The 12929-nt window shown below is 38.6% G+C and carries 13 protein-coding genes; 6 read left to right on the top strand and 7 right to left on the bottom strand.

Annotated elements, in window-relative coordinates:
- Positions 1-160: 160 nt before the first annotated feature.
- From ftsZ to IE867_RS02805, 5 genes are all read right to left on the bottom strand, one after another.
- Positions 161-1351: a cell division protein FtsZ gene (gene ftsZ / locus IE867_RS02825; RefSeq protein ID WP_192483270.1), complete on the bottom strand. Its 1191-nt coding sequence runs from the start codon at positions 1349-1351 to the stop codon at positions 161-163.
- A 75-nt stretch (positions 1352-1426) separates the two neighbouring features.
- The gene (gene ftsA, locus IE867_RS02820) at positions 1427-2662 is read right to left on the bottom strand and encodes a cell division protein FtsA (RefSeq protein WP_192483269.1); all 1236 of its coding nucleotides are present in this window, start codon (positions 2660-2662) and stop codon (positions 1427-1429) included.
- 216 nt (positions 2663-2878) lie between these two features.
- Positions 2879-3598 carry a cell division protein FtsQ/DivIB gene (locus tag IE867_RS02815; RefSeq protein ID WP_192483268.1) on the bottom strand — a complete coding sequence of 240 codons (720 nt, stop codon included), beginning with the start codon at positions 3596-3598 and terminating at the stop codon, positions 2879-2881.
- Entirely contained in the window at positions 3595-4503 is a 909-nt protein-coding gene (locus IE867_RS02810; RefSeq protein ID WP_192483267.1) for a D-alanine--D-alanine ligase, read from the bottom strand. The genes IE867_RS02815 and IE867_RS02810 overlap by 4 nt, the downstream gene beginning before the upstream one ends.
- A 282-nt stretch (positions 4504-4785) precedes the next feature.
- On the bottom strand, positions 4786-5040 hold the full coding sequence (locus IE867_RS02805; protein ID WP_192483266.1) for a hypothetical protein: 255 nt from the start codon (positions 5038-5040) through the stop codon (positions 4786-4788).
- 38 nt (positions 5041-5078) lie between these two features.
- On the opposite strand from IE867_RS02805, the gene IE867_RS02800 reads away from it, so the two are divergent.
- The gene (locus IE867_RS02800) at positions 5079-5690 is read left to right on the top strand and encodes an outer membrane protein (protein ID WP_192483265.1); all 612 of its coding nucleotides are present in this window, start codon (positions 5079-5081) and stop codon (positions 5688-5690) included.
- A 114-nt stretch (positions 5691-5804) separates the two neighbouring features.
- Positions 5805-7379 (top strand): ATP-binding protein, encoded by a 1575-nt coding sequence (locus IE867_RS02795; protein ID WP_192483264.1) that lies wholly within the window; start codon positions 5805-5807, stop codon positions 7377-7379.
- Between the two features lie 185 nt (positions 7380-7564).
- Here the strand turns inward: IE867_RS02795 and IE867_RS02790 are convergent, their stop codons facing one another.
- Positions 7565-8032: an RCC1 domain-containing protein gene (locus tag IE867_RS02790; protein WP_192483263.1), complete on the bottom strand. Its 468-nt coding sequence runs from the start codon at positions 8030-8032 to the stop codon at positions 7565-7567.
- 132 nt (positions 8033-8164) lie between these two features.
- On the opposite strand from IE867_RS02790, the gene ttcA reads away from it, so the two are divergent.
- From ttcA to rplY, 4 genes are all read left to right on the top strand, one after another.
- The gene (gene ttcA, locus IE867_RS02785; RefSeq protein WP_192483262.1) at positions 8165-8980 is read left to right on the top strand and encodes a tRNA 2-thiocytidine(32) synthetase TtcA; all 816 of its coding nucleotides are present in this window, start codon (positions 8165-8167) and stop codon (positions 8978-8980) included.
- A gap of 237 nt (positions 8981-9217) precedes the next feature.
- Entirely contained in the window at positions 9218-10420 is a 1203-nt protein-coding gene (locus IE867_RS02780) for a sensor histidine kinase (protein ID WP_192483261.1), read from the top strand.
- A 140-nt stretch (positions 10421-10560) separates the two neighbouring features.
- Positions 10561-11511, top strand: coding sequence for a ribose-phosphate pyrophosphokinase (locus tag IE867_RS02775; protein WP_192483260.1), 951 nt, complete (start codon positions 10561-10563; stop codon positions 11509-11511).
- A 118-nt stretch (positions 11512-11629) separates the two neighbouring features.
- On the top strand, positions 11630-11920 hold the full coding sequence (rplY, locus tag IE867_RS02770; RefSeq protein ID WP_192483259.1) for a 50S ribosomal protein L25: 291 nt from the start codon (positions 11630-11632) through the stop codon (positions 11918-11920).
- A gap of 318 nt (positions 11921-12238) precedes the next feature.
- On the opposite strand, the gene IE867_RS02765 is transcribed toward rplY, so the two are convergent.
- Positions 12239-12811: a hypothetical protein gene (locus IE867_RS02765; RefSeq protein ID WP_192483258.1), complete on the bottom strand. Its 573-nt coding sequence runs from the start codon at positions 12809-12811 to the stop codon at positions 12239-12241.
- Positions 12812-12929: the final 118 nt, after the last annotated feature.

Raw genomic sequence — 12929 nt, 5'->3', positions numbered from 1 at the left:
GTGATCCAAAAATGCACAAAAAATTGACTATGCTAGCATTATAGTGTACAGGCATAGGTTTTTCAATGACAGCTCAGAATATTCACCATTGACAAAACTCAATCACCCATAAACCTGACCTGCTTTAGAAGAATTAATACAATCCGTCGATAGATAAAAATTAATCCGCCTTGCGACGTAAGAAAGTAGGAATATCTAAATATTCATTATCACCTTCAGCCGCCACTTTTTGCTCTTTTTCAACTTCTTGCGCTTCAACTGAAGGCGCTTGACGTCTTAACGTATTATTTGTATTAACACCATTTTCTGATGATTTAAATGATACATTTTGACGACCATAAGGGCTTGCTGATTTTTGACCTGCCGTACCACTGACAAACTTCGCATGCTCATCAGCTGTATCAAGACCAGTCACAACGATAGTTACACGCAACTCATCTGACATATCTGGATCAATCACCGTACCAACAACAACAGTTGCTTGGTCTGAAGTAAACGCTTTAATCACATCACCCACTTCTTCAAACTCACCAATAGACATATCCATGCCAGCCGTGATATTAACAAGCACACCTTTAGCGCCCGCTAAATTCACATCTTCTAATAACGGACTTGCCACAGCGGCTTCCGCTGCTTCACGCGCACGATTTTCGCCTGCTGCCGTTGCTGTCCCCATCATTGCCACACCCATTGCTGACATCACCGTTCTCACATCCGCAAAGTCGACGTTGATCAAGCCAGGACGTGTGATCAATTCAGCAATACCTTGTACTGCACCTTGTAATACACCATTAGCTGCTTTAAATGCGTCTAATAAGCTAATGTTTTTACCCAATACACTCAGTAGTTTCGCATTAGGGATTGTAATCAATGAATCAACGCTTTGTGATAACTCGCTAATACCATACTCAGCCAATTGCATTCTGCGACGCCCTTCAAACGGGAATGGCTTAGTCACAACTGCTACGGTTAAAATACCCATTTCTTTGGCAACCTCAGCGATCACGGGAGCGGCTCCCGTACCGGTACCACCACCCATACCGGCAGTAATAAATACCATATCAGCACCTTCTAGTGCTTGCTGAATACGCGCACGATCTTCTTGCGCTGCGCGTTTACCGACTTCAGGATTAGCACCTGCCCCTAGACCTTTTGTCAACTCATTACCAATTTGAATCGCATGACGCGCACTTGAGTTTTTAAGCGCTTGTGAATCAGTGTTAGCACAAATAAACTCAACACCTTCAATATTTTGTATCAACATATGCTCCACAGCATTGCCGCCACCGCCACCAACACCAATTACTTTAATAACGGCATTGTCTGTCAACGATTCTGAAATTTCAAACATGTAATGGACTCCTTTTATAAAACTATTATTTTAAATTTTAAATTTTAAATTTTAATTCTTATATTTTTTAAAATACTAAAAATGCTTACCAAACCAACCTTTCATTTTGCCCCAAACACCAGAGTTATCGGCATCTTCTTCGTATGCTAGTTGCCCTTCTTCCATCTGCATATGACTGTATTTAATCAAGCCTACACCTGTTGAATGCACGGGATTATGCAGTACATCTTGAACACCCGTGATGTTTGTAGGACCACCAATACGTACTGGCACTTTAAAGATTTCTTCCGCTAATGGCGCGATACCTCGCATCTTAGCAGCACCACCGGTTAATACGATACCAGCTGAGATTGCTTCTAATAAGTTATTCTTATCTAGCGCCTCATACACAATACCAAATAACTCTTCCGTTCTTGCTTCAATGACACCTGCAAGCGTTTGCAAAGGCACGCGTCGCGCCAAACGATCCGCAAGACCCGGAATCTCAATTGCATCATCCGATTTCACCAAATTACTCATTGAACAACCATATTGAATCTTGATCCGCTCAGCAGTATCTGTCGCCACACGCAAAGCATGTGCTATATCACTGGTGATCTGACTACCTGCAATTGGAATAACTGAAGTGTATTTAATGGCACCTTCGATAAATACAGCCACATCGGTTGTACCTGCACCAATATCAATTAAACAAACACCTAATTCTTTTTCATCATCAGTTAAAACGGCATAGCTTGAAGCAAGCTGTTCAAGCACAATATCTTGCACTTTAATCCCACAACGGTTAACACATTTCTTAATATTCTGTACAGCACTTGAAGAGGCGGTCACCATATGAACCTTAGCTTCTAAACGCACACCAGACATACCCAAGGGCTCTTTGATCCCATTATGATTATCAATCATAAAATCTTGATAGAGAATATGCAAAATCTCTTGATCTGCCGGCATCGGTACGGCTTTTGCTGACTCGATAACACGATCTAAATCACGTTGCGATACTTCGGCACTCTCAATAGCAACAACTCCATGTGAGTCAAAGCTGCGAATATGACTACCAGCAATACCAATATAAGCTTCTTTAATGCTAAAGCCGCAAACATCTTCCGCTTCTTGCACGGCTTTTTGAATCGCTTTGACCGTTGCATCAATATTGACAATCACGCCTTTTTTAAGGCCTTTTGAAGGCTGTGTACCAATCCCAATGATATTGATCTGTTCATCTTCATTTAACTCTGCCACCAAAGCCACAACTTTTGACGTTCCGATATCAATGGCACATAATATCTTCTTTTCCACGATTTCAGACATATTCTAGATACTCATTCCAGTTTTAGTGTTTTAACTTACGTCGCATTCTTTTGTTACCTACCCTGACCCTCAATGATATTTACGTATCATTTTTGACCAAAAACAAGGGCAAATCAACCTAAGCTAAGGGTTTCAAATAAATTGCTGTATACTCTAACATAAATTCGGCAAAACTGAATCTTGCTTATACGGTAAACTTACGATTTTTTGCAAATTTTAACCTTTTTGAGCATCATCATCCGCCGCTTTGAAGCCAACAGCAAAACCACTATGATAACGCATATCAACAGTAGCTAATTTCTGCCCCTTAGGAATTTCTATACTTTTATAGTTTTGTAATAACTGTAATAGCTTTTGCTCAATCCGACTTGAACCTAGCCACACCGCAACATCCGTATTTAATGTCACTTGCCATTGATTCCCTTTAAAACTAATATTGCGAATACTAAAACCATTGTCTCGCGCTACCTTTTGCAAACGCTCATAACCATTCTCTATCGTATCAATATTGTTTTTGTCACCATAAAAAACAGGTAGATTTATCGATCCTGAGAAATACTTCGGCACTATGATCTCTTTATCTTCAAGCAATATTTGATCACGTGAATTCCAATAAGCTTTCGGTTGATACTCTGCTAACTTAACAATCAACTGGTCTGGCCACTGTTTCTGCACTTTAATCTCTTTAATACCAGGGTATTGTTTAATCGCTTGTGTAACATCATCAACATCAAGCTCCCACCACGTGTCTTGTTGAAATGGTTTGATCAAATCAACAATCTGTGGCTTTGAGATATAATCAAGCTCGCCTTTTGTTACAATCGCCACTTTCTGCAAATGTGCACTACTTTCCTTAAACATATAACGCACACCCAACAAGAGTGCAACAACAATTAAAACAAAACAGGCTGACTTAATATATAGCTTTAATTTCATAATGAGCTTTCTAGTATTTTAAGTACAAGGGTTTCAAAATCCCAACCATGTACCTTAGCTGCTTGCGGCACCAAACTTAGGTTAGTCATTCCCGGTACTGTATTTACCTCAATCAAGTACAGCTCATTGTCTTTTGACAGCATAAAATCAACACGCCCCCAACCACTGCATCCTATCGTTGCAAATGCTCTAAGCGCTATATCGTTGATATTTTGTTCCATCTCTGGCGTAATGCCACTTGGACAATGATAGCAAGTCGCAGCTTCCTTGGTATACTTTGCTTCATAGGTATAAAATTCAAGCTTTGGCTCAATCCAAATCGATGGCAATGCAGTCTGATCGACAATGGACACGGTAAGCTCTTTGCCTTCAACCCACTCTTCTGCCATTACCTCACCATATTGCGCAGCATCCTCATAAGCTTTCGCTAAGGCATCCATTGACAACACTTTATGAATCCCGACACTTGAGCCCTGTGTGATCGGTTTAACCGCTAATGGAAATCTTAAACCTGATACATCCAATGATGCATCGATTATTTTTGATTTAGGCGTTAATAAACCTTCTGTTTGCCACAGCTTTTTAGTGCGCATTTTATCCATTGCTAAAGCACAACCTAGTGTATCTGAACCAGTATAAGGGATCTCAAGTTGATGCAACAAGGCTTGGACATGCCCATCCTCACCATCACCACCATGAAGCATAATCAAACAACGATCTAAAGAAGCATTGACAATTTGATGCACTAACTCTTTGCCTGAAGCATCGATTGCAACGACATCAACACCAAGCGTCTTTAATGACGCGATTACCGCAGCACCTGAACGTAATGAGACTTCGCGCTCAGCAGAGCTTCCACCATACAACACCCCAACTTTGCCAAATATACGCCCTAAATGTGACAAGCAAAACTCCTAAAACAGCAAATCATATAAATGGCAAATATGTTAGTCAGATTTGCCTAGTTTATCTAGCGCAATCTGGCAGCAAATGTTGTTGTGAGTTGAATTAAATACAAATTAAGAAAGTAATAACTGGCTATGATCATATTCCCGAGCACTTTGATTGTTTAAGCATTGACTGAACGTAAGTCGAAGCCTCTATGAAGTGTGATCACCCACTTCGACTGATGCTCAGGGTACGGTGAGCACTTGTGGGTGAATATTTAGTCTTAGTCTAACAACTGGTTAATTATACTTGACAGATGCATTACACACTTCCTTCACCACCTTACGCAACCATCTATTTTTCGGTTGACGCTTTAAATGAAATGGATAGGACATTAACAACGGCTCTTCATGTGTGTGATATGGCAGTGGCAAATAATTTAATTGATAATACCTTACCGTTAACAACCCTAAAGTCGTGACATATTTATCTGATAATAAATCAATAGTCTTCGATAATAAAAAAGAAGAAAATAAAGTACTAAAAGAATTCAAGTCTTTGTATCCAGATAAATAACTCAGGAGGTAAGTTTATGAAAAGAAAGACACTGGTAATCTGCTCGCTGTTATCACTATCAGCAGTATCAACAACAGCTTTGGCAAACGCTAAAACTGGTCTGGTTTTAGGTGGTCAAATTGGTTATGCTGAACCAAATGTAGACTGGAAGAATGTAGGCAGTGCAGATGTAAGTAAAGGAAATCTGTATTATGGTGCAAATTTAGGATATGACTTTGCATTGATGCCAAATTTATCATTGGGCGCTGAAGTTGGTGTCTTCTACAGTAGGAACTTATCTAAGATTAGCTCGTCAGGAGATACTGACAAGGTAAGCAACCTAATTGTTCCGGTATTAGGAACAGCTAAATTATACTTTCTCAAAGGTTTTGATGTATTTGTTAAAGGCGGGATCTCTTATGTTGATCCTTCAGCAAGTAAGTCAGGCTCAAGCTATACGGTAGACTGGAAAAGTGATTGGAATTTTACCGCAGCGGCTGGATTGGGTTATAACTTTGACTCAATCGGTGTTTTTGCACAATATATGCATATCTTTGGAAAAGATGACGTAACAATTAACGGCACTCAAGGTACTGGTTACTCATCTAAAATTGATGCGATTACATTGGGTTTAACGTACACGTTCTAATCAATAACAATCAAATATGGGGAGTATAGTAGTAGAAATTCTGTAGAATGATTTGTGACGGTAATATATACTTTGCTAAACGCTCATACAGACTTAGGCGATTGGTACCAATAGATGACAATACAGCGCAAAAACCTTCCGATTGGCTACGCTAGTCTTAGTAAAATAAGATCTAATAATGCCATTTATATCGATAAAACACATTATTTAATACGAATGATCAACTCGGGAACCTATTTCTTTTTATCACGTCCTAGACGCTTTGGCAAAAGCTTAACTGTTGACACCCTAAAGCAACTATTTCTAGGGAATAAGGCGTTATTTAAAGACACCTTTGCCGAAAGCAATTGGAATTGGGAGGTCACTTACCCTGTTATTCATTTGAGTTTTGGTAGTTCGAGTGCGTTTAATTCAGAAGAAACACTTATTGAAATTATACATAACCAGATTACTGAAATAGCCAAAATATATGCGGTTGATGTCAGCGGAAAAAGTATCGCTGTGCGCTTTCATAACCTCATATGGCAAATAAAAGAAAAATACAAAACGCAAATTATCCTTTTAACAGACGAATACGACAAACCGATTTTAGATGTGATCACTGATGAGCACAAAGCAACACGCAATCGTGAGATATTAAAAGGACTTTATAGTGTTATCAAAGACAATGATGAGTGCTTAAGGTTTGTTTTTCTTACTGGAGTGACCCGTTTTTCTAAAGTCAGCTTATTCTCTGGCCTTAATAATCTCGAAGATATCAGCTTAATGCAAACCTACGCTGATGTTTGTGGTTATACGCAAAATGACCTTGAATCATCATTTCAAGACTACTTGATTGATGTTGACAAAGATAAGCTTAAAAAATGGTATAACGGTTATAATTTTGCCGGCCTTGAAGCACAAAAGGTTTATAATCCTTATGACATTCTACTGTTTATTCGCAATCATTATGAGTATCGTGATTACTGGTTTCAAACTGGTACACCTGCATTTTTAATCCAGTTATTACAAAAAAATCGCTACCGTGTGCCTGATTTTGAAAACTATCAGGTGCAAGCACGCTTTATCGATAATATCGATGTGAAAAATATCCCACTTGAAGCATTACTATTTCAAGCAGGATACTTGACGGTCAAAGAAAAGATTAATATTGGCATGCAAATTGGCTATCGCCTGAAGTATCCTAATTTAGAGGTTAAAGCGTCTTTTAATAGCTGTGTCTCATTAATTGGCACGAACTCACATGCCAATGCCGTCAATACGACGCGCTTAAGTAACAGCTTGCTAAGTGATGATTGGCAAGCGTTTTATGACTGTATGGTCGCCTTATATGCCTCTATCCCTAATGAATGGTATCGCAACAACCCGATTCAAGACTATGAAGGCTTTTATTGCACGGTCATCTATAGCTACTTAACTGGACTTGGCTATGATGTGGTTGCCGAAGACTCAACTGCCATTGGACGCATTGATATATCAATTGTGATCCCCGATTACAAGGTCATTATTCTTGAGCTTAAAGTGGCTAATGACAAAGATGTATCAAAAGAAGCTTTGCAGCAAATTATTGATAGAAAATATGCCCATAAATTTTTGAATCTAGGTTTGCCCATTTATCAAGTGGGCATTTCCTTTGATCAAAACACACGCTCAATCAATGGCTTTGAAGTTGAGGCATATTTGTTGTAGATGATTTTGCCGTTTTTCAGAAGCTCTGTATCCACATAGGTTACAGTAGCGTAGACTACTATTTTTATTCTTCTTTAAAGGATAACTTAAAGAATGAAAATTAACCGAAGATACGCAGAATTAGAAATTGAGATAATTGATACTCATATCATGGCACATAATATTTCCTAGGGAAGCCAATAACCTCAAGGAAATAATTGTACAGGGATATTAATGTCACGTATGGGATTTTCAGCTATTGTATAATATGCATTATACCCCCAACAATATAGCATAGCATTATCATCCATTGCGCATGCATGCCTAGAACCAAAGCTCACACTATGAAATCGAAATAACTTAGTTAAAACACGCTTTGTATCCTCCCCTTGGGCAATCGGTAACGTAGTACCTACGATAGGATCGATATGTAAAATATACTCTGAGGTTTGCACATCATCATTAACTTGAATTGAAATATGGCAACTATTATCTATACCGTTATACGATAAAGTACAGCTATTACCACCTATAAACTGCATCGGTGCATCATTTAAATCCACTTCATAACTTTGGTCTGTAGAGACATATTCACTTGGACTATTCGATGGCTGCCATTGCATATCTGGCTCATTATTTGTCAGTGCCAAGTTATAGGTGCGATTGCCAGTCACTGGTATTTCAATGGCTGATTGCGAGGGCAGAATATAACCAATCCATTTTGTTTTATGAAATTGAAAAGCTTGATGACATTATCAAGCAATCAAATATATACTATGCCAAACTTTTAATACTTACCCAAAACAATGATTGAAATAGCTATTCCAAAACCTCATACGACACCCGATGAGCTGCCATTAAACAAGCTTGAAAAACGCCTTTTGCGTAAAGTTGGACATGCGATTGAAGACTTTAATATGATCGAAGCCAATGATAAAGTTATGGTCTGTTTATCAGGTGGTAAGGACTCTTATACCTTACTTCAACTGTTATTGACCCTACAAAAGAAAGCGCCTATTGACTTTGATATTATTGCGGTGAACCTTGATCAAAAACAGCCTGGCTTCCCACAGGAGGTATTACCTGAATATCTAAGCAAGCTTGGCATTGAATACCATATTATCGAGCGCGACACCTACAGTGTGGTTAAGCGCGTGATCCCTGAGGGCAAGACAACTTGTGGCTTATGTTCGCGTATGCGTCGTGGAATTTTGTATGATTTCGCGCATGAACATAAAGTCACTAAAATCGCACTGGGACATCACAAAGATGATATTATTGAGACCTTCTTTTTAAACCTCTTTTATAATGGTCAAATCAAGGCAATGCCCGCTAAACTTAAAAGTGATGATGAGCGTAATATTGTCATTCGCCCATTAGCTTATGTTGCAGAAAATGAGATCATAGCTTACGCACAACACATGAGTTTCCCAATTATTCCTTGTAATCTATGTGGATCACAAGAGAATCTACAACGCAAAAAAATCAAAGAAATGCTAAGTGATATGGAAATACAAACACCCGGACGCAAAGAAGTGATTTTCTCATCACTACAGAAGGTTGCCCCATCTCAACTACTTGATCATACGCTATTTGATTTTAAATTCCTATCCCGCTCGTAAATCATTTTGCGGTGTTAGATACTTTATAGACGGTATATGACCCACCTGTGGTGCGCAAGGCCAAGTAACAACCTCACACACCACACCCCCTGCGCTTTCACTTGAGCATATTAGCACTTCGCATTCATGCATGAATAGCCCTTTTATGTAACGATTTGTTTACATATATTAATCCCATCTGCGTTAAAGCCTGCTAGACTTGAGCAATCACTTATAACACGATCACAAGGAAGCCTGATGTCAAATCCAAAGCAACGCTACTCAATCTGGATGCTATGTGTTTTTATAGGTGCTTGCATAATCTTAGTTATTCAAAGTTCACTGATGGTAAGGAATCTATATAAAGATGCTATCGATCAGAAACATCATTATCGCGTTATTAAGGATCTTATTGCTATCCGCGACGCTATGGCAAAGCTAGATGTCAGTGAACTTGATCTTGCTATTCAAACTTATGAGCAAATTACGCGACATTCCATATCTATTGAAATACATTCGCATACCAGTGACCACCCAGAGCTGCACACCTATGATCAGATGATTGAGTATTTCAAAATACACAAGCAAATATCTTTTGATCAATACTATCCAAATGCCGATCAATGGGTATTTTTCAGCTTCAAACCACAGAATCCGTGGTTGGATCCACTCGTTATTATTGCCGTTATATTACGCTTCATTTTTATGTTCATGGTCATTTATTTGATTATTTATAGTGGTTTAAAGCTATTTAGACAATCCATTTATGAGCTGGGTAATGGCAATAACAACAGATCATTCCTTGGCAAAACCAAGCATGCCTTAGAACAAAAAGTCAAAGATCTTATCGCTGAGCGAACCATGATTCTTGCCACACTTTTTCATGATATTAAGACACCTCTAGCGCGCGCTAAAGTGCGCCTTCAAACCGAATATGAGCTTGATCAAGTACTGGCTGATTTAGATGAAATTGATGAGCTTATTAAGGCTACAGTAAGTTATTATCAAGAGAGTACCCAAGATACAAGCTTTAAGATTAATACGACTTTTGCCCGCCTTAAACAGCAACACCCTGATAAAATAAGTATTAACTCAACACAAGATTATATGGTGCACGGCAATGAGACGCTACTCTATCGTGCCTTTAGCAATATCACCAATAACGCAATTAAATATGCAATGCATTGCAGCATTGACTGCAGTATAGAACAACACAAATTAATTATACGCTTTCAAGACACAGGTCCTGGCGTCCCTCAAGATAAAATTGACAAGCTATTTCTTGCACACCACAAAAATTTGCACAACACACAAAACAGTCAAGGTCATGGTTTGGGACTCGCTATTTGCAAGAAGATTATTGAACTACACAAAGGAGAAATCTCAGCAAGCTCTAATGAGCAAGGCTTGTGCATTATGGTGAAATTAATTGCCACTGAAGAAAATACCCCACCTTTATAAAGGAAATAACAGCATCTTCTATCATTTATATAAAGTGTCAGCTTGGATTTCATGATGATGACTAAAAAAACCTTTATATTTTTTCAAAATTGGGTATATTCTCTAAGCAAATTTCAGCAATCAAATTTTAGGATAACTCCATGTCAGATCTGATGCTTTTTAGTGGCCGCGCAAGCAGCGCATTAACTGAAGAAATCTCTCATTTTTTAGGTGTACAAGTAGGACGCGCTACGGTTTCTAGCTTTAGCGATGGCGAATCTCATATTGAGATTATTGATAACGTCAGAGGCCGTGATGTCTTTATCGTACAATCAACTTGCCCGCCAACCAATGATCATATTATGGAGTTGATGTTTTTAACCGATGCATTGCGTCGCTCATCTGCTGGACGCATCACAGCAGTAATTCCTTACTTTGGTTATGCCCGCCAAGATCGCCGTGTACGCTCATCACGTGTACCGATTTCAGCACGTGTTGTGGCTGATATGTTAACCGGTGTCGGCATCGATCGTTTATTAACCGTTGATATTCATGCTGAACAGATTCAAGGCTTTTTTAATATTCCTTTAGATAATGTTTATGGCACACCGATTTTATTAGATTATATTCGCTCATGCCGTTTAGAAAATCCAATTGTTGTATCTCCTGATGTCGGCGGTGTAGTCCGCGCGCGCGCCATGGCAAAAGCACTTAACACTGATTTAGCGATTATTGATAAGCGTCGCCAAAAGGCCAATGAATCTGAAGTGATGAATATTATTGGTGACATTAGCGGACGTCATTGTTTGATTGTTGATGATATTGTTGATACTGCAGGGACACTTTGTAAAGCCGCACAAGCGCTTATTGATCATGGTGCGAAGAAAGTCTCCGCATACTGCGTTCACCCTGTGTTATCTGGTAAAGCGATTGAAAATATCGAAGGCTCTGTTCTTGAAGAACTAGTCGTTACTAACTCTATTCCACTTCATAATGCTGCCCTTAAGTGCAAAAAAATCAAAACACTATCATTAGCACCTATGCTTTCAGAGGCGATTCGTCGCACCAATAATGAAGAATCTATTAGCTTAATGTTTTGTGATTTGATTTAAATCTTAACTTTCCTTAGCTTTTTTGTTAGAATCCACGAGCTTTCTCGTCAGGGTCGCATGATAAGAAAGTTTTTTAATATAAAATTCAACTTTAAATATATGTTTTAAGGAAATTAAAATGACAGATTTTACGCTACACGCGGAATTAAAAACTGAAACAGGTACAGGTGCGAGCCGCCGCCTACGTAAAGCAGGAAAAGTTCCTGCAATTATCTATGGCAACGGTTCTGAAGCAACAGCTATCATTCTTGATCACAATAAGATCTTGCATGCTACTGAAAACAAAGCTTTCTATACAGCAACTGTTACTATCGATATCAATGGTAAAACTGAAAGCGTTAAAATCAAAGCATTACAACGTCATCCATTTAAGCCAAAAATTCTTCACGCTGACTTTGTTCGTGCGTAATTAAAGCGAATATTCTTACAACAACGTTGGCTAAGCGTAAGTTGAAGCCAAATGCCTTATTTTATTGTTAATTCAACGCTTAAAGACCCTTCGGCTCATGCTCAGGGTACTATATACCCATCACAAACCATTTTACAGAATTTCTTGCTTTGCATTTCCCGTGCTTTTACCAAGTTGAATTTTGGCAATAGTCCTAGCTATTACCTGCAATCCAACTTGCCAAAACCTTCACAAACTGCTTTGCAACTAAACACCGCAAAATGATTTGTAATGGGTATAACACTTTAATGTAGTTAGACTTTTCCTTTTCTTCAAAAATCAAAATGAAATCGCAGGTCCTGTAATTAAATCATCCAGACTTTGCAAAGGACCAAGTGGTCTAATCTCATCAATATAGGCTTTGCGTTTTGGCTCACCTGACCACAGCTTATAAACAATCAAATGATCTTGGATAATAAAAACCGCTTGAAAACGCCATCCTTCTTTGAGAACCTCTCGACGAAACCCTGTTAAATCTAAAAATGCATTGCCAATGCGATCTTCATATTCATACTCCACATCGACCACATACGCCTGACAACGTTTAAATAAACTCAAACATTCACCAACAGGCTCTGGGATGTTCTTACCTGTGCTTAACGGGTCAAACCGAATGCGAATATCCAAGTAGCTCTCAATCTTGACGTTATTAGCAACATAGGGGTCAAAGCCCATATGGTTAAGCTCAGGTAAAGTTGTTTTATTTGGCGAGACCTCATCATAAACACTCTGGATACTATTAAATGTCTGCCAATGATCATTGCGCTCAACTTTTTTCGATGGCAATAAGAAACTGCATCCAGACAAAAATGCTGCGATCGCACAATATATTATAACCAGCCGCCATTTCATTGGTTAATCCTTAGCCGTTTTATGTTCCATATGCTAAGTATAGTTTATAATTTGCGATGTAAGTGCCCCTAATTTAAAATTAATCATGTATATATATGATAAAAATATAAAATATGGA

The sequence above is a fragment of the Cysteiniphilum marinum genome, from assembly GCF_014857925.1.
Lineage (GTDB): Bacteria > Pseudomonadota > Gammaproteobacteria > Francisellales > Francisellaceae > Caedibacter > Caedibacter marinus.
This window is presented reverse-complemented; position numbering and strand designations above follow the sequence as displayed.